This window comes from Flavobacterium sp. HTF, from assembly GCF_003105115.1.
Taxonomy (GTDB): domain Bacteria; phylum Bacteroidota; class Bacteroidia; order Flavobacteriales; family Flavobacteriaceae; genus Flavobacterium.
In genome coordinates, this window is the sequence record NZ_QETH01000018.1 from 39,273 (window position 1) to 62,098 (window position 22,826).

20 protein-coding genes and 2 pseudogenes are annotated in these 22,826 nt (G+C 34.0%); 10 read left to right on the forward strand and 12 right to left on the reverse strand.

Features of this window, described 5'->3' with window-relative positions:
- Positions 1-144 precede the first annotated feature (144 nt).
- From DCO46_RS07975 to ychF, 8 genes are all read right to left on the reverse strand, one after another.
- Positions 145-2,013 carry a DNA topoisomerase IV subunit B gene (locus tag DCO46_RS07975; RefSeq protein ID WP_116752035.1) on the reverse strand — a complete coding sequence of 623 codons (1,869 nt, stop codon included), beginning with the start codon at positions 2,011-2,013 and terminating at the stop codon, positions 145-147.
- 150 nt (positions 2,014-2,163) lie between these two features.
- Positions 2,164-3,339, reverse strand: a complete 1,176-nt coding sequence (pncB, locus tag DCO46_RS07980; protein ID WP_116752036.1) for a nicotinate phosphoribosyltransferase — start codon at positions 3,337-3,339, stop codon at positions 2,164-2,166.
- 77 nt (positions 3,340-3,416) lie between these two features.
- Positions 3,417-4,346, reverse strand: a complete 930-nt coding sequence (locus DCO46_RS07985; RefSeq protein ID WP_243416277.1) for a transglutaminase domain-containing protein — start codon at positions 4,344-4,346, stop codon at positions 3,417-3,419.
- A gap of 55 nt (positions 4,347-4,401) precedes the next feature.
- Positions 4,402-4,926, reverse strand: a complete 525-nt coding sequence (locus DCO46_RS07990; RefSeq protein ID WP_116752038.1) for an NADPH-dependent FMN reductase — start codon at positions 4,924-4,926, stop codon at positions 4,402-4,404.
- Between the two features lie 104 nt (positions 4,927-5,030).
- Positions 5,031-5,951: a YihY/virulence factor BrkB family protein gene (locus DCO46_RS07995; protein ID WP_116752039.1), complete on the reverse strand. Its 921-nt coding sequence runs from the start codon at positions 5,949-5,951 to the stop codon at positions 5,031-5,033.
- Between the two features lie 90 nt (positions 5,952-6,041).
- Entirely contained in the window at positions 6,042-6,719 is a 678-nt protein-coding gene (locus DCO46_RS08000) for a hypothetical protein (protein ID WP_116752040.1), read from the reverse strand.
- Between the two features lie 8 nt (positions 6,720-6,727).
- The gene (locus DCO46_RS08005) at positions 6,728-7,405 is read right to left on the reverse strand and encodes a TIGR02117 family protein (protein ID WP_116752041.1); all 678 of its coding nucleotides are present in this window, start codon (positions 7,403-7,405) and stop codon (positions 6,728-6,730) included.
- 333 nt (positions 7,406-7,738) lie between these two features.
- Entirely contained in the window at positions 7,739-8,833 is a 1,095-nt protein-coding gene (gene ychF, locus DCO46_RS08010; protein WP_116752042.1) for a redox-regulated ATPase YchF, read from the reverse strand.
- Positions 8,834-9,160: 327 nt separating this feature from the next.
- On the opposite strand from ychF, the gene DCO46_RS08015 reads away from it, so the two are divergent.
- A complete protein-coding gene (locus DCO46_RS08015) occupies positions 9,161-11,971 on the forward strand; it encodes a TonB-dependent receptor (protein WP_116752043.1) in 2,811 nt (936 codons plus the stop codon).
- A gap of 83 nt (positions 11,972-12,054) precedes the next feature.
- The gene (locus tag DCO46_RS08020; RefSeq protein ID WP_116752044.1) at positions 12,055-12,801 is read left to right on the forward strand and encodes a class I SAM-dependent DNA methyltransferase; all 747 of its coding nucleotides are present in this window, start codon (positions 12,055-12,057) and stop codon (positions 12,799-12,801) included.
- Positions 12,802-12,842: 41 nt separating this feature from the next.
- On the opposite strand, the gene DCO46_RS08025 is transcribed toward DCO46_RS08020, so the two are convergent.
- From DCO46_RS08025 to DCO46_RS08035, 3 genes are all read right to left on the reverse strand, one after another.
- Positions 12,843-14,456 (reverse strand): leucine-rich repeat protein, encoded by a 1,614-nt coding sequence (locus tag DCO46_RS08025; protein WP_116752045.1) that lies wholly within the window; start codon positions 14,454-14,456, stop codon positions 12,843-12,845.
- A 207-nt stretch (positions 14,457-14,663) separates the two neighbouring features.
- On the reverse strand, positions 14,664-15,827 hold the full coding sequence (locus DCO46_RS08030) for a hypothetical protein (RefSeq protein ID WP_116752046.1): 1,164 nt from the start codon (positions 15,825-15,827) through the stop codon (positions 14,664-14,666).
- Positions 15,828-15,993: 166 nt separating this feature from the next.
- Entirely contained in the window at positions 15,994-16,344 is a 351-nt protein-coding gene (locus DCO46_RS08035) for a 4Fe-4S dicluster domain-containing protein (protein WP_116752047.1), read from the reverse strand.
- A 157-nt stretch (positions 16,345-16,501) separates the two neighbouring features.
- Here DCO46_RS08035 and DCO46_RS08040 point away from each other — a divergent pair, with 157 nt between their 5' ends.
- The 6 genes from DCO46_RS08040 (at position 16,502) to DCO46_RS08065 (ending at position 21,485) form a co-directional block, all read left to right on the forward strand.
- Entirely contained in the window at positions 16,502-17,563 is a 1,062-nt protein-coding gene (locus DCO46_RS08040) for an acyl-CoA reductase (protein ID WP_116752048.1), read from the forward strand.
- A 94-nt stretch (positions 17,564-17,657) separates the two neighbouring features.
- Complete coding sequence (gene serC, locus DCO46_RS08045; RefSeq protein WP_116752049.1) at positions 17,658-18,728, forward strand: 3-phosphoserine/phosphohydroxythreonine transaminase; 1,071 nt, start codon at positions 17,658-17,660, stop codon at positions 18,726-18,728.
- Between the two features lie 122 nt (positions 18,729-18,850).
- Positions 18,851-19,801 (forward strand): D-2-hydroxyacid dehydrogenase, encoded by a 951-nt coding sequence (locus DCO46_RS08050; protein WP_116752050.1) that lies wholly within the window; start codon positions 18,851-18,853, stop codon positions 19,799-19,801.
- Positions 19,802-19,903: 102 nt separating this feature from the next.
- Positions 19,904-20,467, forward strand: a complete 564-nt coding sequence (locus tag DCO46_RS08055; protein WP_116752051.1) for a DUF937 domain-containing protein — start codon at positions 19,904-19,906, stop codon at positions 20,465-20,467.
- Between the two features lie 245 nt (positions 20,468-20,712).
- Positions 20,713-21,150 carry a DUF6146 family protein gene (locus DCO46_RS08060; protein WP_116752052.1) on the forward strand — a complete coding sequence of 146 codons (438 nt, stop codon included), beginning with the start codon at positions 20,713-20,715 and terminating at the stop codon, positions 21,148-21,150.
- Between the two features lie 32 nt (positions 21,151-21,182).
- Positions 21,183-21,485 (forward strand): DUF6787 family protein, encoded by a 303-nt coding sequence (locus tag DCO46_RS08065; RefSeq protein ID WP_116752053.1) that lies wholly within the window; start codon positions 21,183-21,185, stop codon positions 21,483-21,485.
- Here the strand turns inward: DCO46_RS08065 and DCO46_RS08070 are convergent.
- Positions 21,482-21,778: a hypothetical protein gene (locus tag DCO46_RS08070; protein WP_116752054.1), complete on the reverse strand. Its 297-nt coding sequence runs from the start codon at positions 21,776-21,778 to the stop codon at positions 21,482-21,484. The genes DCO46_RS08065 and DCO46_RS08070 overlap by 4 nt on opposite strands.
- A gap of 168 nt (positions 21,779-21,946) precedes the next feature.
- Here DCO46_RS08070 and DCO46_RS23375 point away from each other — a divergent pair.
- Together DCO46_RS23375 and DCO46_RS23215 are read left to right on the forward strand one after the other, a co-directional pair.
- Positions 21,947-22,159 (forward strand): annotated as a pseudogene (locus DCO46_RS23375) (ATP-binding cassette domain-containing protein); the annotation flags it as partial.
- A gap of 132 nt (positions 22,160-22,291) precedes the next feature.
- Positions 22,292-22,825: pseudogene (locus DCO46_RS23215) on the forward strand (ABC transporter ATP-binding protein); the annotation flags it as partial.
- Position 22,826 lies beyond the last annotated feature (1 nt).

The following is a 22,826-nucleotide window of genomic DNA, read 5'->3' on the forward strand; positions in this document are numbered from 1 at the left end:
TTCCGATATTATTTTATTTATCCTTAATTTTCTCAACAGTTTCGTTATTTTGCTGATGTTTATACTTTTTTATCAGAGTATAGGCTAAAGCAAAACTTATCATAAATACAATTGCTGCGTATATCAATTTTTTCTTTTCCATCTTTATATTTCTTCAACTGTATCCAATTCCACCTTCAAATTCTTAATAATAAAATCCTGTCTGTCCGGTGTGTTTTTTCCCATATAGAATGATAATAACTGCTCAATAGAAGTGTTTTTATCCATCATAATTGGGTCAAGGCGAATCGTGTCTCCGATAAAGTTCTTGAACTCGTCAGGTGAAATCTCCCCTAAACCTTTAAATCGGGTGATTTCCGGTTTTGGTTTTAGTTTCTCGATGGCATCTTTTCTTTCTTCTTCAGAATAACAATAAATCGTTTCTTTCTTATTACGAACCCTGAAAAGCGGTGTCTGTAGAATATACAAATGTCCTTCTTTGATTAATTCGGGGAAAAACTGAAGGAAAAACGTAATCAATAACAAACGAATGTGCATTCCGTCGACATCGGCATCGGTTGCGATTACGATGTTGTTGTATCTCAGTTTCTCTAATCCGTCTTCGATATCCAATGCTGCCTGCAATAAATTGAATTCTTCGTTTTCATACACAATTTTTTTGCTCATTCCGTACGAATTCAAAGGTTTACCACGCAAACTAAATACTGCTTGTGTATTTACGTCACGCGACTTTGTAATCGATCCGGAAGCCGAATCTCCCTCGGTAATAAAAAGCGTGCTTTCTAAGTTTCTTGGGTTTTTGGTATCCGGAAGATGTGCACGGCAATCTCTTAATTTTTTATTATGCAGATTGGCTTTTTTAGCACGGTCTGTCGCCAGTTTTCTAATTCCTGATAATTCTTTACGCTCGCGTTCTGCCTGTAGAATTTTACGCAATAAGGCTTCTGCAGTTGGAGTATTTTTATGTAAGTAATTGTCTAATTTGGTTTTGATAAAGTCATTTACAAAAGTACGAACAGAAACTGCAGGAGTTCCGTCATCAGAACCCATATCGGTAGAACCCAGTTTGGTTTTGGTCTGAGACTCAAAAACCGGTTCCATCACTTTAATACTAATCGCACTTACAATAGATTTTCGAACATCTGATGCTTCGAAATTTTTATTGTAAAACTCACGAATCGTTTTTACAATTGCCTCACGATAAGCAGCTAAGTGTGTTCCTCCCTGTGTGGTATTCTGACCGTTAACAAAAGAGTGATATTCTTCACTGTATTGTGTTTTACTATGCGTTAAAGCAATCTCAATATCGTGATCTTTTAAATGGATAATCGGATATTCTAAATCATCTTCGCTGATTGTTTCTTCTAATAAATCACGAAGTCCATTTTCCGAAATATATTTTTCCCCATTAAAAAGAATCGTCAAACCATTGTTCAGATAACAATAGTTTTTGACCATTTTAATTACATATTCTAAACGAAATTTATAATTTTTGAAAATTGTTTCATCTGGCGTAAAAGTTACTTTCGTTCCTTTTCGCTTGGTTGTATCAATTACATCTTCTTCTAAAACCAGATTTCCGCCTGAGAATTCTGCCGCTTTTTGTTTATCGTCACGAACGGATTCTACGCGAAAAGCACTCGAAAGCGCATTTACGGCTTTTGTTCCGACACCATTCAGACCAACCGATTTCTGGAATGCTTTAGAATCATATTTTCCACCGGTATTCATTTTCGAAACTACATCGACTACTTTACCCAATGGAATTCCACGCCCGTAATCACGAACTGAAACTGTTTTTTCTTTGATTGTTACTTCGATAGTTTTTCCGGCACCCATAACGAATTCATCGATACAGTTGTCTAAAACTTCTTTTAACAGAATGTAAATACCATCATCCGGTGATGATCCGTCCCCTAATTTCCCGATGTACATACCCGGACGCATACGGATATGTTCCTTCCAATCGAGTGAACGAATATTATCTTCGTTGTATTGATTTTGCTCTAGCATAAATGAATTTAGGATTTTTGGCTAATGTACCATTTCTCGGTAAAAAATGAAAGCGTATTTTTTTTTTGTTACGAACAATAACAGCTTTTAAATTGATTTTAAAAAATACGACCGTTAAAAATAGAAAAAATCAGCTATGAAACAAAAAAACTATTTTATTCCGAGCACTTCTTTAGCCAAAGCAATCATTTCGGGAGTTCCCGTGTTTTTGTTTTTTTCGTCAGAAAGTTTTACCACGCCCTGCCAGTGTGTGTTATCAGGTTTGGTTTCGGTTAATTTTATAACCATATTCATGGCCGGAAGGCCAACATCATTTGTAAAATTTGTCCCGATTCCGAATGACATTTTTATTTTGTCCTTACAGAAATCAACAATCGTTTTTACCTTATCATAATTGAGTGAATCGGAGAAAACAATTGCTTTTGATTTTGGATCAATTCCCATTCTGGTATAGTGCGAAATCACTTTTCGGGCAAACTCTATCGGATCGCCGCTGTCATGTCTTACACCGTCAAAAAGTTTGGAGTATTTTTTATCAAACTGATTAAAAAATATATCAGTAGTATAGGTGTCTGTTAAGGCAATTCCGAGATCTCCGCCATACACTTGTGTCCAGTGTTCAAGACTTATTGAATTGGCCATTTTAAACCCGTATTGCGCTGCATGAAACATAAACCATTCGTGTGCATGCGTTCCTAAAGGACGTTTGTTGTTGACCATTGCAAAATGCACATTACTTGTTCCGATGAAACTTTCACCTCCAAAACTATTTAAAGTTTCATTTACCAAGACATGCACATCGTAAGAATGCCTCCTTCTGGTACCAAATTCTAAAACAGAAACTCCAAGTTTGTTGTAATTGCTAATTTTTTCTTTGGTCAGGCTTTTGATCCCTTCATCATTTAAACGAATGAGATGGTTTGCCTTATAAAAAAGCTCTGAAATTAAAGACATCAACGGAACTTCCCATAAAATAGTACGATACCAAAATCCTTCAATTATAACTTCTAATTCTGAACCGTGCTGCTTAATTTCAACTTCTGAGGGATCAAAGCTGTATCCCTGCAGAAAATCAAGATAAGTGGGATCGAGATAATGGCAATGATGTGCGAGATACCGTTTTTCTTCTTTGGTTAATCTTAAATCAGCCATTGCATTAACCGATTTTTGAAGCAAATCAGCAAAACCTGGCGGAAAAACATGTTTTCCGCGATTGATAAAACCATAACGAACTTTTGCCTTTGGAAAAAGCTTAATTACGGCATGCTGCATCGTAAATTTATAGAAGTCGTTATCTAAAATCGATTTTAGGAAAGTTGTTTCCATAACCTGTTTTGCTGTTAATTTTACAAAACCTAAAGATACATCAATTCAGCAAAAGAATAAACTGCTTTGAAGGCTGTTTATTTCTGAATAACTTTAAAAGAAACAAGACTGCTCTCGCCCAAATAGAAAGTAATAAACTGACCGATATTTTTATCGAATGTCACTTCAAATTCTAAACTGCCTCTTTTTTCTTTTGGATTTTCAACTTTTACAGCCTGATTCTTTTTGTTCACATAAAAGAACTGATCTGTTTTGGAGATATTTTTAATTCTGAAGGTTACTTTTTCACCATTTTTAACTTCAAGCAGACCCGATTTTGGTTCCATAATTTCATGTTCGCCTTCGATTGCTTTATTATAAAGTAACGGACTGTTCAGAAAATCCTCTTTACTCAACCGGTCTCCGAGAAAAGTACCCGAATCCGGATAATGTTTGGCAAAGAAATATTTAGGAGCCATGTCAAAGTAAATAGAGGTAAAATCTTTTGCCAGTCTGCCCTTGCTCTGATCATAATATCCTTCTCCCCAGGTTACATCAACCAATCGCCATTTTCCGTCAATCAGTACCATATTCCAGGCGTGATTTGATGAAGTGTTTTGTCTTCCGATGTCATCCAGCCTGGTTTTGGAATCACCTCTGACAATCTCGCATTTCAGGCCTACTAGCGAAGCGACGTGACTGTACAAAAGTGTAAAGCCTTCACAAACTGCCTTTTGAGATTTAAAAACTTTATTCAGCTCTCTTTCATTCAGCTGTTGCAGTTTCTTTTGTTTTTCCTGTTCTGTGGAATAGCTAAATCCTTTTGCTCTTGGCGGATTCAGATAAGTAGCTAAATCGTACTTTATGTTGAAGGCAATCCAACTGTAGATTGCTCTAGCTTTATCATAATCTGAAGTAAAATCTTTTTGGATTCTTTCTGCTAATTGTTCGGTAGTACTAAATTGTTTTGGATATTTAAGTACAATCTTATCAACATTATTATACTTTTGCGAAAAAGCTGAATGCAAAAAAATAAGGTTCAGAAAAAGACAAATTATGGTGGTATTTTTTATTGTCATTGACTTAGAAACTGGCTTTTATGATATCTTTTAATTCTTTATCTAATTCTGCATTTGAAATTTGATTTTTCTCGACATCAAAGTTTGCATTAAAGGCCGGTAAGGAAAATGTTGCTTTTATCTGCGCCCCATATCTTGGCAAGGCATTGTTTGCGATTTCTAAAACTGAAGCCCCGCCCCTTGCTCCCGGCGAAGTTGCCAATAACAGCATTGGTTTTTGACGAAAAACTTCTTTGGTGATTCTTGAACTCCAGTCAAAAATATTTTTGAAAGCTGAAGAATAATTTGAATTATTTTCTGCTAAGGAAACAACCAGAATATCAGCTGTATCTAATTTGCTCAAAAATGATTTTGCCGTTTCGTGCTGCCCAATTTCTTTTTCAATGTCAACACTGAACAAAGGCATTGCATAATCATTTAAATCTAAAACTTCGACATCGGCATTTTCGAATAAACCGGCTGCGTAAGTTGCTAATTTTTTATTGATGGAATGCTGACTGTTACTCCCTCCAAAGGCAATGATTTTCATATTGTGGTATTTTTATTTTGTTGACAGCAAAGTTCTTGCCATAGATTTTAAGATGCTCAAAATTAAATTTTAATTTCCTTTATAAAAATCTTTATAATCTGTGGCTAAGCATTATTTTCGATTTCATAAATCTCCTTTTGAATCTCAACTGAGTATTCGTTTGGATAAATTTTACCTCCGTAAGATTTTGCGTATACTTTAGTAAATTCTGCTCCAAAATACAGAATAATTGCTGAATAATATACCCAAACCAAAATAATTATCACAGATCCCGCAGCGCCGTAAACTGAAGCTACGGTAGAACTTCCAAGATAAAAACCGATTGCAAATTTACCAATCATAAAAAGCACCGCAGTAACGCCAGATCCTATAAAAGCATCTTTCCATCTTATTTTTCCGTCTGGGAGGGTTCTAAAAATTATGGCAAAAAGAAGTGTAATACTAGCCAGAACAATTATAACATTTACTATGTAAAATAAATATACTGTACTTTCCGGAAAATATATCTTTAATCGCTCACTAACTAAATCTAATGTTGTATTGACCAAAAGACTGACCAGCATTAAAAAACCTACAGAAGCAATCATCGAAAAAGACATTAAACGATTCTGAATAAATTTTTTAACTCCCTTATCTGGCTTGGCACGTAATCCCCAAATAAAATTAATTGAACTTTGTATTTCGGCAAAAACTCCCGAGGCTCCTATCAACAGCATTACGATTCCAAATACGGTTGCAAACATATTATCACCGGACAATTGTACATTTTTTATAGCTTCCTGAATTTGTATCGCTGCACTATTACCTACCATTCCGTTTATTTGTCCATATAATTGGCCTGTTACCGCATCTTCTCCAAAAAAGAATCCGCAAATAGTAATGATTATAATCAACAAAGGAGGTAATGCAAATATGGTATAATAAGATAATGCAGCACTCAGTTTAATCGCGTTATCATCGTTAAATTCTAAAAAAGTATTTTTTAATAGAAACCATGTTTTTGAAAAGATATTTTTGATTTTCATTTGCTGTTTTTTTGAGATACAACTCAAATTTACGCATTAATCAAAATTTTAAATTCCTGCTTTTTAATCAAATTTTACATTTTTGCCATGTCAGTTATTTAGAATCTTTTTATATTCCTGATCTGTTCCTATTTTTTTTACTTTTAATATTTTTTTGAATTCCGTTCTTGTTGGTTTAATCAAATATGACATTGAATCCAATTTTTCTCCTTTAATTGCTGTAATGGAATCTATTTTTCTTAAATCATCTGGAAAATAAATTTCTTTGATCTTTAGTGTCTTGCTATTTAAACTGATAATTTCTGTAGTCCAAAAAATTGAGTCCTTTGTGCTTAATACTAATTGTCCATCTATTCGTTTCAATTTATTATAATAGGACAATCTGAAAAAAGTATCTAAGTATGTTTCTTTAAATTCGATTGAATCACCTTGCACATGCATTAATAATTTTTCTTTTGAAATTTTATTTGTTGCCTGATTGCCAATCATTACGTAATCTTTTTTAATAGAATCAAATTCGGTTTTATGCATTTTATATGTACCAAAATATTTATATATCATTCTATCTTCTTTAATTATTAAAAAAGAAGAATCTTTATTTATGTACAAGCCTCTAAACCTTACAGGAAAATGATCTAATTCTGTATCATTTTCAGGTTGCGGATTTTTAAAGTAAAAAATGAAACAATCTGGACATGGGCGTGCTCTTATTTTTTTACATGATACTAAAAAAATCATCGTGATTACAATTAAAAAAATCTTTTGCATAATCGCCCTTACTTGTAATGACAAAAGATCCCTTTATCATAAACCGTCCATAAACTCGCTTTTTGATTTGCGGCTTTTAAAGCATTATTTGCCCAGGTATTGCAGGTATAAAAAAGGCTGTAACTTCCTTTGGCTTCATAGAAAGCATCTTTTTTTCCGTAGCTATGACCTTCAATCCATTGAGGTTGCCCAGGGTTGCTGAAACTTCCTGAAATATAATTGACCAGATTTTGATAGTCTTCTTTTGAAATCAGAATGCGTTTGCAGTCTTCTCCTTCTTTTAGTTGTTTGAAAAATGTGGTATGCATGGCCGATGAACTCACTCCGAATGCTGCTTTTAGAGCTGTACTTGCTTTCAAATCGGACCATTCCGGCGTATCGAGATAAAATCCTTTGTCACCCCAGCCAAAAGCGATATAATTCATTAAGGAATCTTTTGATTGTGTCTGACTGAACTGGATTTCATTTCGCCAGTCTTTGATTTCATTTTTTATAGGAACAACAATATCGGTATGAACACCATTTGAAAGAATGTAAATTGGAATTTGTCTTTGCTTTTTTATGAGATCAGCATTTGAATTAACGGTAATTTTAGAAATGAAGTAAACTGAAATCACATAAAGAAGAAGAAAAATAACGATTCCGAAAATTGTCCAGCCTAGAAATTTGAAAGTTTTTATTAGCATTTTAATTGGTTTGTTTTTAGATTAGTAATTGGTTATTTTTTCTGTATCCAATTTTTGAGCCAAAAATTTTGTTTCCTAAAATTGTACGCGGATTTTACGGATTCGCTTTCGCGAAAGGGCAGATTTAAACGGATTTTTTATTCTTATTTCTGTCATCCTGAGCGTAGTCGAAGGACACGCACGTAGCTCCACAATCTAAGTCGCCAATCTTTTCGGGGCTTCGACTACGCTCAGCCTGACAATAAAAAACCATGTATTTTAAGACATAAAAAAACTGCTGAATCTCTCCAGCAGTTTTAGTCTTTATTCTTTACTCTTTATTCTAAAAAAAAATTATACGTTAAAACGGAAATGCATTACATCACCATCTTTTACAACATATTCTTTTCCTTCTACTTTAAATTTTCCTGCTTCTTTTGCTTTTGCTTCAGAACCATATTGAACGTAATCTTCGTATGAAATAACTTCTGCACGAATAAACCCTTTTTCAAAATCAGTATGGATTACTCCGGCTGCCTGTGGTGCTGTAGCACCGATATTGATTGTCCAGGCACGAACTTCTTTTACACCTGCTGTAAAGTAGGTTTGCTGTTTTAATAATTTATAAGCGGCACGAATCAAAACTGATGCTCCCGGTTCTGTTAATCCCATATCTTCAAGGAAAACCTGACGCTCTTCGTAGCTTTCTAATTCTGTAATATCAGCTTCTGCTCCTACTGAAAGTATGATTACTTCTGCATCTTCGTCCTTTACCAGTTCACGAACCTGATCTACATATTTGTTTCCGTTAACTGCTGAATTCTCATCAACATTACAAACATATAAAACTGGTTTAGCCGTAATTAACTGAAACGATTCCATTAAAACTTCCTCATCATTATTTTGAGGAACAATAGTACGAGCCGATTTTGCCTGTAATAATGATTCTCTGATTCGGTCTAAAAGCGCTTTTTCAGTTTGTGCTTCTTTATTTCCGGTTTTCGCGGCGCGATTTACTTTTTCTAATCTTTTTTCAACAGTTTCAAGATCTTTTAACTGTAATTCGATATCGATCGTTTCTTTGTCACGAATTGGGTTTACATTTCCGTCAACGTGAACAATATTATCATTATCAAAACAACGCAAAACGTGAATAATAGCGTTACACTCTCTAATGTTTCCTAAAAACTGGTTTCCAAGACCTTCCCCCTTACTTGCACCTTTTACCAAACCTGCAATATCTACGATATCTACGGTTGCCATTTGTACACGCTCTGGTTTTACTAACTCTTCTAATTTATTAATTCTCGGATCCGGAACGTTTACAACACCTATATTCGGTTCGATTGTACAAAACGGAAAGTTGGCACTCTGCGCTTTTGCATTAGATAAACAATTAAATAATGTTGATTTTCCAACATTTGGTAATCCTACAATTCCTGCTTTCATCTGTAGATAATTTGCTTTTTTATTTATTTTAACCTCTCAGGCCCCGAAATTACTGAATTATACATCAATAACTTAGACTTTGATTAGTCATATTTATATTACTTTTTAAGATGCCCGTTTATTTTGATGAAATCATACATTTTGGCATTAAAATTTTGCAAATATATGATTTAATACCCGTTAACTGTACAAAAAATGTCAATATATGTTTTTTTAGTACTTTTCTTAAAAAAAATAAAACTTTTTGGTTGTGTTTTGTTAAATAACGCTATTTTTATGACAAATTTAACAAACCATACACAAATTTTTAACCAAAACTAGTTTAACATGAGAAAAATTGCAATTTTATTTTTTTTGCTTAATACACTCTTTATTTTTGCGCAGAAGCAAATTTCGGGTGTAGTAAAGGACAATTCGGGAAATCCACTTCCTGGTGTAAACATTATTGAAAAAGGAACAAACAATGGTACATCAACTGATATTGATGGCTCGTACAAAATTTCTGTGAGAGAAGGTGCTTCATTAATTTATTCCTATTTAGGTTATGCCAGTATAACAAGACTGGCAGATGCATCTCAGATTGATGTTTCTTTATCCGAAGAAGGAGGGCAAAATCTTGACGAAGTTGTAGTTACAGGATCCAGAGCTGCCGTCAGAAGTAATACCACGAGCGCCCTGCCTATTGATGTATTGTCTTCTAAAGATTTGACCTCGACGGGACAAGCCACATTTGATAAGGCACTGCAATACAAAATCCCTTCGTTTAATACTGTACAAACTCCTGTTAATGACGCCACTTCATTACTGGATCCGTACGAGATTAGAAATATGGGACCAAGCAGAACCTTAATCCTTATTAATGGTAAACGTAAAAACTTAAGTTCATTACTCTATGTACAAACTTCTCCGGGACGTGGAGAAACGGGTGCTGATATTTCGGCTATCCCGACAGATGCGATCGAAAGAGTTGAGATTCTTCGTGATGGTGCTTCTGCCCAATATGGTTCTGACGCCATTGCGGGAGTTATGAACATCATTTTAAAGAAAAACAATAACTCCGGATCGGTTACATTAAGAAGTGGAATTACTTCTGAAGGTGACGGCGAAATGCTTGGTGTAAGTTTAAATAGCGGTACAACCGTTGGAGAAAAGGGATTCTTAAACTACACTATTGATTTTTCTAAAGTAAAATTAGCCAACAGAGCCGGAACAGTTGACGGTGGAACAAATAATTTAGGACCGGACAATGAACCACTTGCAGGTGGAGAATATGCTGATTTTGTATATGTTGATCCTGAAGATCCGGATAACTGGGTAAATGGAGCTACTCCAACATCCATCAGAGCTGATAATACTGCCGGAATACAAGTTGTCAATGATTATTTGAAAAGACATCCTGATGCAAGAAACGTTAATGGTTCGCCGGAAACAGCTGCTGCTAAGTTTTTAATTAATGGTGGAAGTGAAATTAGTGACAATACCAGCTTATATTACAATGCTGCATATGTCTACAAAAAAGTAAACTCTTTTGCTAACTTTAGAACACCATACTGGAGACCTTTATCAGGAGATCCTTATCTTAATGATTTCTTCGGAAATGGTGATGCTACCAATCCTTCATACGATGGATATGGACCTACTTTTGAAGGAGATCTTTCTGATTATAATGGTACATTAGGTTTCAAAACCGTAAAAAATGGCTGGAACACAGATGCGAGTGTAACTGTTGGTGGCAACAAACAAGTTTATACCGTTAATAATTCTGTAAACAGATCTGATTTGGTTGATGCTGACGGAAATAACATTTACAGAGAAAACAGCCCAATTTCGTTTAAACCGGGTGGAACTTCTTTTAATCATATTGTTGGAAATATAGATGTTTCTAAAATTGTATCCGACCAGATTAGTATTGGTTTTGGTACTGAGTTTAGGTCTGAATATTTTTCTGTTATTGAAGGAGACAAAGCTTCATGGGATGGATTAGGTGCTGACTCCTTTGCAGGAAACAGACCTGAAAATTCAGGAAAGTGGAACCGATATAATGTTGGTGTGTATTTAGATGTTGCTTTTGATATTACAAAGGACTTTTTAATAAACGGAACTGTTCGTCATGAAGAATACAGTGATTTTGGAGGCGCAACTGTCTGGAAAGCAAGTACAAGATATAAATTCCTTGATGATAAGGTTACAGTAAGAGGATCTTTATCAACTGGTTTCAGAGCTCCTACTTTACATCAGATTTATACTCAAAAATCGCAATACTCATTTGTTGCCGGACAAGGAATTCAAATTAGTGGTATTATAAACAACGTTTCCCCTCAGGCACGTCAATTATTAATTCCACAACTGGATGCTGAAAAATCAACGAATATTACCGTTGGAATTGGGGCAAAACCTTTTCAAAATTTCAATTTCACAATAGATTATTATAATATTAAAGTAGAAGACAGAATTGTTTTGGGAGACAGACAGGATACTCAGTTTGGTAATGTGGCCTGGTTTTCTAATTCATTCGATTCAAGAACTTCTGGTTTAGATGTCGTTGCAAATTACAGTAATATCGGAATTGGTGAAGGTAAATTAGGGTTTAATGTTTCCGGAAATATCACTTTAGAAAACAAAAGAATTTCTCCTGTAACAAACAATTCATTTGGCGAAATCCTTAATTCCCTGACTTTTACTTCAAGACCTGATTCAAAATGGATTTTTGGAATCAATTATGAAATCGGTAAATTCGGATTTTCTCTTAATAATACTTATTTTGGAAAAACTACCTTTAATCAGGATGGTTTAGCTACAAATGATCCAAATGCACCGGTGGGTTCTGCGGAATATTTGGCTGCAAACTTAAAAACAGAGTTCATTCCTAAAATTGTTACGGATTTAGGAGTTAACTTTAATGCTACTGAAAAATTAACTATTGCATTAAATGTAAACAACTTATTTAATGTTTTTCCTGAATGGAAATTCGTGGCAGAAAACGAAAACGGAGCCGCACTACTTGCAGATCCTAACCTAAAACAACAACAATCTAATTTACTTACATTCAACCAGCGTTATTCAAGAATGACTTACGATGGTTTTCATTTCAGTCAGTTAGGAACTATGTTTAATTTATCTTTAAATTATAAATTCTAAGTTCAGCTTTGTTTAATAAACTAAAATGGGTTGTCTCAGGATAACCCATTTTTTTATAATTTTATATTTAAAAAACCAGCATTATGGCAAATTTATATGATGGAAAAATGGCGGCGATTTACGATGCGATGTACCAGACTTTTGTCAATTATGACGAAGAATATGCTTTTTACAATCATTTAATCCAGGAAAACAAAGCTTCCAGCATTCTGGAAATAGGAAGCGGAACCGGAAACCTCGCCAAACGATTCGCAGAAAACAAGCAAAATTACCAGGGTCTTGATTACAGCGACGATATGATCGCAATTGCAAAAGAGCGTAACAAAAATAGCTCTTTTAGACAAGGAGATATGCGGGATTTTAAACTGGACAAACCCGTTGATTCTATTTTAATTACCGGAAGATCTACCAGTTATCTGATCACCAACGATGACATTAACAGAACTTTTGAAGCTGTTCATAAAAACCTGACTGATAATGGAGTCCTGATTTTTGATTTTATAGATGCGAACCGGTTTATTCCCTTTACTAAAGAAAATCCGCTGATACTGCACGAGGCAGAATATCAAAACGTAAAATATATTAGGGAAAGCCATTGGGACACCAACAATTCTCTGGAAAATTTTATGCTGGAATGGACGGCAAAATATTACACTTTCATAAATGGAGAAAAGGATATTATAGAAAATGATTTTTCTACCGTTCGGGTATTTACGCTCAACGAAATTGAACTTTTTTTGTACCTGAACAATTTCAAAATACTAAAAACGATTGACCGAAAAACGTATGCTTATGATACTTATGTGATTGTGGCTAAGAAAATTTCATAAAAAAATCCTGAGCTTAGAACTCAGGATTTTTCTTTTATAACTTATTGTAAACTCGTGATATCCTTATAAGATGACCACCCGCTTGCTGTGTGGTAAGCATCTAAACTTCCATTTGGAACTTTTATGGCACCTGAGCCTATTAGATTTTTACAATTGGCAAAAGGCAATAAACTTGTATTGACAACCGGTGGTACTACTGGATTCATAATTACACTTTTCAAACCGGGATTATCACTAAAAGCATAGTAATCAATATTCTTCACACTACTTGGAATCGTTACGCTTGTTAATGACGTACAATAACGAAATGCATTTGGATTAATACTAACAACACTATTCGGAATTGAAATGTCTGTTAATTGTGCGCTGTAGGCAAAAGATAATGTTCCTATTTTTGTAACCGTGTTTGGAATTGAAAATGATCCTGATTTCCCGTTTGGATAACATAACAAAGTCGTAGCATTTTTATCATATAAAACACCATCTGCTACGCTAAAATAAGAATTTGACCCAATTTCAAAATAAGTTAGTGAAGGACAGCCAGAGAAAGCACCTTCTCCCAGATATCTTAAATTATCAGGAATTGCAATAGTTTGTAAACTACTACATCCGCGAAAAGCATTTAAGTCAATTTCTTCTACTGTATTGGGAATATTTATGTTTGTTAAATTTAAACATCCGGAAAAAACCTCTGAATTAATTATACTAAGATTACTTGGTAAAGTAACATTTGTCAAACCTACACAACCATAAAAAGCCAATGATTCTATTGTAGCAGCACTATTCGGAATGGTAACAGATTCTAAGCTCTCACAATATACAAATGCGTAAGTACCAATACTCGTTAGGCTATTAGGAAAATTAATACTTGTCATCGCAAAACAATTTGAAAATGCATATGCGTCAATAGTTGTAACGGTATTTGGTAAAGTAACCGTTTTTAGCGCATAACATCTGTCAAAAGCATTTGAACTGATAATCGTAACACCATCCGGAACAACTACACTAACAATATCATACTGGTCCTCAAATGCGCCATATCCGATTATAGTAACAGGATGTCCTTCAATAGTTGACGGTATCGTTAAATTGTATTTAGAATCAACCGATAAGTCTTTCCAAAGTTGCGATAATCCGGTAATAGTCACTGTAGCATCTGTTTCAGATATTTTATAAGTGAACAAAAGATCATTTGTCAGACCTTTAACTTTAATTGTATTTGTTACATCATTATTCGCAGGTACAATATCTTTTTGTTCTGCCGAAATAGAAGCTTTATTATTATAATCACCTGTTTCGTTTACACTTACTGTAATTTTTAGCAAGGCAGTAGCTCCATTCTCCAAATCTCCAATTGTCCAGATTCCTGTTTCATTATCATATTCCCCAAAAGAAGTCTCAGCACTAACAAAAGTATAACCAGAGAGAATTTTATCAGATACGGTAACCTCTGTAGCATCTAACGGCCCTTTATTGGTTGCTATAAGCGTAAAAGTCACATTAGTATTGGCAACAGGGTTATTTGTGTTTGCTGCAACTGCAATACTCAGATCAGCAGTTTCTTTAGGATCAATATTATTATCATCGTCATTACTGCAGGATAATAATAAGGAAGCCAGTATTAAAAATAAAAAATTCTTACAATTCAATTTCATAGTGTTTTCTTTTAGTTTTTAAATTCATCTTTCTAAAACGAGACAAAACTAATTTTTCGGAAGAACAAAAAAATCACTATAAATAGGTATATTTAAAATTGGTACCGCAGCTGCTGTCAATCAAATCTTCTTTATAATTTTCATTGAATCTCAAAAAAAAACCTGAGCAATTAAACTCAGGTTTTATATAAAGTCGAATGTAAAATTTTACATCTTGAATTCTAAAGCGTTAATCAAACCTTTTTCTTCTTCAGTAGCCGTAAATCCGGAGATATTCCAGTAATTGGTCAATATCTTATTCTGCTTATTAAAAAGGGTTTTATCTTTAAAAACATCACTGTCGTTATAAGTGAATTTTTGTTTATTAAAATTTGTAGTTATAAAATTATTACGAACCTGAATATTTTTTACCTGATCCTTTAAAATAAGATCATAAGCTATTTCTTCATTTGAGCTCAATACATAATAATCCAAACCATCCAGTCTGTAATTTACCTTTATGACAGATCTTGTAATATTTTTAGATCCAATCGCTGTTTTGTCAACCGTTTCCGCAATTGTTCCCGGCAAAACATTAATGCTAAATTCAAAAATTAGTTTTTTTTCAGGATCATAAATAATTTCAAAATTATCTACAGTTTCTTTCGATTTATTAAGGGGAGTTACAGTCATTACATAGTAATCCTTATTGGTAGCGTGTCCTCTGATAATAAAATCGTATTCCTTTTTTGCTTTTGGGTCCAGCAGGGGTTCAAAATACTTTAAATTGGTATAATTTTCCATTATATCATTAAGGTTATATCCCTTTAAATCGGCACTAACATCTGTTTCCAATAAACCATAAGAGCGATTTTGTTCGACCAATAATGTTGTTGAAACTTTCTTCTGATTTACTGCAAATTGAAAATTTACAAGACCGTCATTATAATAAGAGTATTTATTATCAAGCATAAAAAATTCTCTTACATAGACTTTTAAGCGGTAAGGCATTGCTAAATTCTTCATTGAATTTGAGACAATTTTCTGAAGTATTTTTTGAGGAGCTTCAGTAGACACCACAATTTCATCCAGTTTATTGTCTTTATTTTTCAGGTAAACCACAAACTCATTTTCTTTTAAAGCTGCCCAGCGAATGGTTACATCCTCATAATTGGTTTCAGAAACCTGCACATTCGAAGCTCCGTTTACAATAAAAGTAACTTTACCTTCCTGATTGCTTATTAAAATCTGTTTGGTTTTCATTATCACAACGGTTGCATTTTGTATAGGCAACTGTGTTTCAATATCTTTAACGACGATAGAATACTCCGTATCCTGAGCAAAAATAGTGACGCTAAAGAATACAAAAAATAATAGTATTAATTTCTTCATAGGCTATTTTTAAAAATTATCACACATTGTTAAAAAAACAACATCAAATTAAATAAATTAAATTGTTATATACCAATAGAATGGAAATTAAAATAAGAAATTGACTTATAAAAAAAAATCCCAAGCTTTTTGCTTAGGATTTTTCTTATTTTTATTTTAAAATATCTTATTCATTATGTAAAAATGCCTGACGTGCCAACAAAGTTTCTTCATCTTCAACATGGTTATCATCAGGTACACAACAATCTACAGGGCAAACTGCCGCACATTGTGGTTCGTCGTGAAAACCTTTACATTCTGTACACTTTCCGGGAACAATATAATATACTTCATCAGAAATTGGAGTCTGTGCATCATCAGCATCAACTTCAGTTCCGTCAGGTAAAATTATTTTTCCTGAAAGGCTTGTACCATCCTTATATCTCCAATCATCCGCTCCTTCATAAATTGCTGTATTCGGGCACTCTGGTTCACAAGCACCACAGTTTATACATTCGTCGGTTATAATTATCGCCATGTTTATCTTATTTTATGCTTTAAGCATCAAGCTTTAAGCTATTTCTAAAATATTATTTTTCAAAAATTAAAGCTTATTGCATAAAGCTTACCGCTTACCGCTAAAAAAACTTATTTTTGTGCAAAATTACAATCAAAACTATTCATAAACAAACATTATGACATTAGAAACAAAAAAAAGTGTTTTTGTTGAATTAGGTAAGTTTTTAAAACAATTTACCGAAAACGATACCGTTAGAAAATCAGACGTCCTTCATAACGATTTATTTTTTGATGATTTCGAAAAACTGATTCATTTATCGCAATCTCATAATGGATGGTATACGCCTGAACAAGTATATTTTGCAATACAATCCTGGGCAGACGCATTGACAGAAGAAAACATTACCAAATGGCTTTCAAATTATGATTTTACGGGAGTTGAACCAAAAAATGTTGCCCTGATTTTAGCCGGAAATATTCCTCTGGTAGGTTTTCATGATTTTCTTTCTGTTCTGATTACCGGTCACAATGCAGTTATAAAAACGTCCTCAAACGATCAGCACTTATTGCCTTTTTTAGCAAAATACATCATTACTGTTAATCCTGACTTTGAAAATAAGATCAATTTCCCGGAAGGAAAACTGGAAAATTTTGATGCCGTAATCGCAACAGGAAGCAACAATACATCACGTTATTTTGAATATTATTTTAAGGATAAACCATCAATTATCCGAAAAAACAGAAATTCTGCTGCTGTCTTAAACGGAAAAGAAACCAAAGAACAACTAGAAGCTTTGGGTGAGGATATCTTCAGGTATTTTGGCTTAGGATGCCGAAATGTCTCAAAAATCTTTGTACCAAAAGGATATTCTTTTGACACTTTTTTTGAGGGAATTTTCAAATATCAGGATGTTATCCATTATGAAAAATACGCCAACAATTATGATTATAACAAAGCCGTATTTTTGATGAGTAATTTTAAATTACTGGATAATGGTTTCCTGACTTTAAAAGAAGATCCAAGCTACGCCTCGCCTATTTCGAGCGTTTTCTATGAATTTTACGAAAACATTGAAGATTTACAGACCCGTCTTAAAGCTGATGCTGAACAAATTCAATGTATCGTGAGTACTGATTTGATAGAAAACAGTATTCCTTTCGGCGAAACCCAAAATCCTCAATTGTGGGATTATGCAGATAACGTTGATACTATAACGTTTTTGTTAACAACAAAGTAAAAAAATGTTCAATTATTTCGAATAATTTATCGCTTTTTCAGCTCCTATTGCCGAAATTTGCGTCTTTAAAATTTTTCGACTATTAACAACAACCATGAAAAAACACAACTACAGCGCAGGACCAAGTATTTTACCTCAGCAAGTTTTTGAGAAGGCATCACAAGCAGTATTAAATTTTAACAATTCTGGATTATCTATTCTGGAAATCTCGCACAGAAGTAAGGATTTTGTTGCGGTTATGGATGAAGCTCGTTCGCTGGCTTTAGAATTACTAGGACTTCAGGGAAAAGGATATCAGGCATTATTTTTACAAGGTGGTGCAAGTACAGCATTTTTAATGGCTCCGTATAATTTAATGAAAGAAAACGGAAAAGCTGCTTATTTAGACTCGGGAACCTGGGCAACGGCTGCTATAAAAGAAGCTAAATTGTTTGGAGAAACGGTTGTCGTAGCTTCTTCAAAAGACGATAATTATTCAAATATTCCAAAAGGATACGCAATACCGGCCGACGCAGATTATTTTCACTGCACAAGTAACAATACGATTTTTGGAACTCAAATGAAAGAATTCCCGGCAACAAACATTCCTGTTGTTTGTGACATGAGTTCTGATATTTTTTCACGCGTATTAGATTTCTCTAAATTCGATTTAATTTATGCAGGAGCTCAAAAAAATATGGGACCTGCAGGAACTACTTTAGTTGTAGTGAAAGAAGAAATCTTAGAGAAAAGCGGAAGAACTATCCCAAGTATGTTAGACTACGCTAAACATATCAAAGCAGAAAGCATGTACAATACGCCTTCTGTTTTTGCAGTATATGTTTCTCTTTTGACATTACAATGGATTAAAGAAAAAGGCGGAGTTGCTGCCGTTGAGAAATTAAACAACGCAAAAGCGGAATTACTTTATACTGAAATCGACAGAAACCCTTTATTCAAAGGAGCTGCAGCGGTTGAAGATCGTTCAAATATGAATGTTACTTTCTTATTGACAAACCCGGACCATGCTGCAACTTTTGATGCTTTATGGAAAGAAGCCGGAATTTCAGGATTGCCTGGACACCGCTCAGTGGGTGGTTACAGAGCTTCTATTTACAATGCTATGCCTATCGAAAGTGTTCAGGTTTTAGTTGACGTAATGAAAGCTTTAGAAAGTAAAGTTTAATCGTTTTTCGGTTTATTATTAATCGAAACAGCTATTAATTAAAATACCAAAAAGAAAAACCATAATATATGTTTATCATCTAATTCATATGATTAGTGATTAACAAATAAATACAAAATAAAATGAAAGTATTAGCGAATGACGGAATTTCAAAAAGTGGAATTCTAGCTTTAGAAAAAGGCGGATTTGAAGTTATAACAACAAAAGTAGCTCAGGAACAAGTAGCTAACTTTATCAATGAAAATAATGTAAGCGTAATTTTAGTACGTAGTGCTACTAAAGTTCGTAAAGATATTATCGACGCATGTCCTGGTATCAAAATTATCGGTCGTGGTGGTGTTGGTATGGACAACATTGATGTTGATTACGCAAAAAGCAAAGGAATTCATGTAATCAATACTCCTGCTTCATCATCAGAATCTGTTGCTGAATTAGTATTTGGACACTTGTTTTCCGGTGTTCGTTTTTTGCATGATTCTAACAGAAATATGCCTCTTGAAGGAGATTCAAACTTTGAAGGTTTGAAAAAAGCATATGCAAACGGAACTGAATTAAGAGGAAAAACTCTTGGAATCGTTGGTATTGGCCGTATTGGTCAGGCTACTGCTAAAATGGCACTTGGTTTAGGAATGAAAGTTATCGCTGCTGATAGTTTTATCCCAAAAGTAGATGTAAAAGTGGAATTCTTTGACGGACAATCAATCACAACTACAATTGTATCTCAATCTTTAGAATCTTTATTTAAAGAAGCTGATTTCATTACTCTTCACGTTCCTGCTCAGGATGGTTACATCATTGGTGAGAAAGAACTGGAGATTGTAAAAGACGGTGTTGGAATCGTAAACTGTGCACGTGGTGGTGTAATTGATGAAGTAGCTTTAGTAAAAGCTTTAGATTCAGGAAAAGTGGCTTTTGCAGGATTAGACGTTTTCGAAAGTGAACCAAAACCGGAAATGGCAATTTTAATGCACACTAAAATCTCCCTGACTCCACACATCGGAGCTGCAACAGGAGAAGCACAAGACAGAATCGGAACTGAGCTGGCATCACAAATTATTACTTTGTTAAGCTAACTAAGAAAATAATATTTATCTTTAAAGGGATTTATTACAAATTTGTAGTAAATCCCTTTCTTTTTTATTTATTTTGTTGTTTAATTTAAAACTTTAAAAACCATGTTTGAACAATTAACACAATTAGTACAACAGTACGGAAACTCAGCTGTTGTAAATAATGATGCCGTTCCTAATGAGCATAATGAAGGCGTAATAAATGAAGCAAACAATTCGATCTTTTCGGGATTGCAAAAAATTGCTTCAGAAGGTGGTGCTGAACAGCTTGCAGGTTTGTTTAACGGAAGTTCCCCAATAGACAGTTTTAATCCTGTTGTACAGCAAATAACACAACAATTAAAAGGAAATCTAGGTGAAAAATTTGGATTAAGCAGTGAAGCTTCTTCAGGAGTTGCCTCCGGCATGATCCCTCAGATATTAAATTCTTTAGTAAACAAAGCCCAAGACCCGAACGACAGCAGTTTTCAGATTTCTGATATTATTTCAGCAATTTCCGGAAACAGCGGGCAGGCATCCGGTATTATGGATACAATTTCAAAATACGGAATGCAGTTTGGCCTCGATCAGAACAATGACGGAAAAGTAGATGTTACAGATGTTTTGGTTGTTACCAAAAGCAAAGGCGGGATTTCTGGTTTTATTGGCAAACTTTTCGGGAAAAAATAGTTTTTTTTTAAAGGTACAAAGAGACAAAGGTTCAAAGGAACAGAGTTTTCCAACTCTTCCTTTGTCTCTTTATCTTTGAACCTTTGCCCCTTTATCATTGAACGTTTGTTCGTTTGCCCCTTTGTCCCTCCCTTTGCCCCTTTGTCCCTTTGAACCTTTGTTTCTTTGAACCTTTGAACCTTTCCCAACCAATCAAAAATGTTAAAAACAAAACTCCTAACTTATTTATTTTGTAAATTTATAAGATGAAAAAGAGTATTTCCATATTAATCCTTTTGTTTATTATCATTGCTTGTTCTATAACTTCTAAAAACATTGCAGAAGCAAATCAGCCAGCAAAAAATGTAGCGGTAAACGATACGGTCAGAATTGCCAATGATTCTTTGGAATATGAGGTTATTATTATTGACAATGGTTTTAGTACCTGGCTGGCATCAAGAGCTTTTCCCCGCAATTACCATTCGCTCTCTTATCTCGAAAACAAAAACAATCAATATATAACAGAATGGAATAGCCGTGTCTTGCAGCCTCTGCGTTATGATCCTAATCTATACGAAATGAGCATTAACTACAACCCTACAACTAAATACGGATATGAAGTCAATTATCTTATTTATAACTACATGATTTATTTTCAAAATACTTATAAACAAAAACTTTGGGGATATGTTCCATCCCGATAATGTTGTTATATTTGTAATCATTATAAATAAAGATGAATAAATTAAAGCAGCGTTGGGGAATCACCTCAAATTTCCAGTTCGTTATCATATTTGTTGTATTTGCCATTACAGGATCGGCATCTGCATGGCTGTCTAAACCTTTTTGTGTATTGTTAGGAATCACCAAAGAAGATTTTGGAGGATGGTTTACACTCATCAGGCTTATTATTATATTCCCTATTTATCAGGTTTTGCTTGTCGCAATAGGAACTATTTTCGGGCAATATCGTTTCTTTTGGAACTTCGAAAAAAGAATGCTCAAAAGTATGGGACTGGGTTTCCTGTTTAAAGATTAGATTTTTCTCGTTGGATTTTGAAAGAAATACGTATAAATCCACGTAAGTGTAAATGAAGGGATTACATCTGTAAATGGTATTATTTCTTCAAGAAATGTTAAAACTCCTGCTACTTTCCCTACTCTTCCTTTATACATTCTGCTCATAATAAGAGCCGCAATAGGTGCCCATATTACATCTGAAAATTCACCCAATAAAGGAATCGAGAATGAAATCATTCCAATCCCGTCAAAAAGCAAACCTAATATAAGTTTTTGAACTCTGTCGTCTTTTTCTAATATCTCTTCTTTCATATAAATAAATTTAGCACTATTTTTTCAGAATAGCAACCCGTTATAAATCAGTAGTTTTAGATTTTATAAATAACTCATAACCTTAATCAAATATTGTTCCTAAAATTCTGTTATAAGACATTACGATTTCGGGAGAATCTTTGTTTCTTTGTAAAAACAGTTTCATAAATGATACACGCAAAAAATATACATAAATTCTATGATCAGCTTGAAGTTTTAAAAGGAGTGAATCTGCATATCAAAAAAGGGGAAATTGTTTCGATCGTTGGAGCTTCCGGAGCAGGGAAAACAACACTTTTGCAAATTCTGGGAACACTGGATAAGCCCGAAAGAAACTCCGAATCGTCTTTAACCATCAATGGCGAAAATGTATTAAAACTACAGGATCTGGAAACAGATAACTCTAAACAGGAAAAAACGTTTAAGATTATTACCTATACAGTTATCGCATATTGTATTTTAATTGCTTTGTTTTTATTGTTTTTCAGGAACAAAATTGAGAATGATGTTTTCGGTCAGGTCACACTGGTTGTGATTGTTTTACCTTTAATTACAGCAACCGCTTATTATATTAAATATTTTAAACAGAAAAGTAAAAAAGATAAAATCCTTTCCACTTTTAGAAATTTAAACCTGGGGTTTATTTTTCAGTTTCATCAATTGCTTCCCGAATTTACAGCTTTAGAAAATGTCTGTATTCCTGCATTTATGGCCAATAAACCAAAAGCCGAAACAGAAAAAGAAGCAACAAGGCTTTTGCATTATTTAGGCTTATCCCACAGGATTAATCACAAACCAAGCGAACTTTCAGGCGGAGAACAGCAGCGTGTAGCGGTTGCCAGAGCGTTAATCAACAAACCCGATGTTATTTTTGCTGATGAACCGTCAGGAAACCTTGACACACAATCTGCCGAAAATTTACACCAGCTCTTTTTCCAGCTTCGTGACGAATTTGGGCAAACTTTTGTAATTGTAACCCATAACGAAGAATTAGCCAATATGGCCGACAGAAAATTAATTATGGTAGACGGCCAGATTAGTAATTAGT

Excerpts from the sequence above, each read along its gene's own strand:
- DCO46_RS08025 (WP_116752045.1), bottom strand. The coding sequence starts at position 14,456 with ATGAAATTGAATTGTAAGAATTTTTTATTTTTAATACTGGCTTCCTTA.
- DCO46_RS08050 (WP_116752050.1), top strand. The coding sequence starts at position 18,851 with ATGAAAGTATTAGCGAATGACGGAATTTCAAAAAGTGGAATTCTAGCT.
- serC (WP_116752049.1), top strand. The coding sequence starts at position 17,658 with ATGAAAAAACACAACTACAGCGCAGGACCAAGTATTTTACCTCAGCAA.
- DCO46_RS08040 (WP_116752048.1), top strand. The coding sequence starts at position 16,502 with ATGACATTAGAAACAAAAAAAAGTGTTTTTGTTGAATTAGGTAAGTTT.
- DCO46_RS08060 (WP_116752052.1), top strand. The coding sequence starts at position 20,713 with ATGAAAAAGAGTATTTCCATATTAATCCTTTTGTTTATTATCATTGCT.
- DCO46_RS08070 (WP_116752054.1), bottom strand. The coding sequence starts at position 21,778 with ATGAAAGAAGAGATATTAGAAAAAGACGACAGAGTTCAAAAACTTATA.
- DCO46_RS07995 (WP_116752039.1), bottom strand. The coding sequence starts at position 5,951 with ATGAAAATCAAAAATATCTTTTCAAAAACATGGTTTCTATTAAAAAAT.
- DCO46_RS08055 (WP_116752051.1), top strand. The coding sequence starts at position 19,904 with ATGTTTGAACAATTAACACAATTAGTACAACAGTACGGAAACTCAGCT.
- DCO46_RS08030 (WP_116752046.1), bottom strand. The coding sequence starts at position 15,827 with ATGAAGAAATTAATACTATTATTTTTTGTATTCTTTAGCGTCACTATT.
- DCO46_RS08005 (WP_116752041.1), bottom strand. The coding sequence starts at position 7,405 with ATGCTAATAAAAACTTTCAAATTTCTAGGCTGGACAATTTTCGGAATC.
- ychF (WP_116752042.1), bottom strand. The coding sequence starts at position 8,833 with ATGAAAGCAGGAATTGTAGGATTACCAAATGTTGGAAAATCAACATTA.
- pncB (WP_116752036.1), bottom strand. The coding sequence starts at position 3,339 with ATGGAAACAACTTTCCTAAAATCGATTTTAGATAACGACTTCTATAAA.
- DCO46_RS08000 (WP_116752040.1), bottom strand. The coding sequence starts at position 6,719 with ATGCAAAAGATTTTTTTAATTGTAATCACGATGATTTTTTTAGTATCA.
- DCO46_RS08020 (WP_116752044.1), top strand. The coding sequence starts at position 12,055 with ATGGCAAATTTATATGATGGAAAAATGGCGGCGATTTACGATGCGATG.
- DCO46_RS08015 (WP_116752043.1), top strand. The coding sequence starts at position 9,161 with ATGAGAAAAATTGCAATTTTATTTTTTTTGCTTAATACACTCTTTATT.
- DCO46_RS08065 (WP_116752053.1), top strand. The coding sequence starts at position 21,183 with ATGAATAAATTAAAGCAGCGTTGGGGAATCACCTCAAATTTCCAGTTC.
- DCO46_RS08035 (WP_116752047.1), bottom strand. The coding sequence starts at position 16,344 with ATGGCGATAATTATAACCGACGAATGTATAAACTGTGGTGCTTGTGAA.
- DCO46_RS07990 (WP_116752038.1), bottom strand. The coding sequence starts at position 4,926 with ATGAAAATCATTGCCTTTGGAGGGAGTAACAGTCAGCATTCCATCAAT.
- DCO46_RS07975 (WP_116752035.1), bottom strand. The coding sequence starts at position 2,013 with ATGCTAGAGCAAAATCAATACAACGAAGATAATATTCGTTCACTCGAT.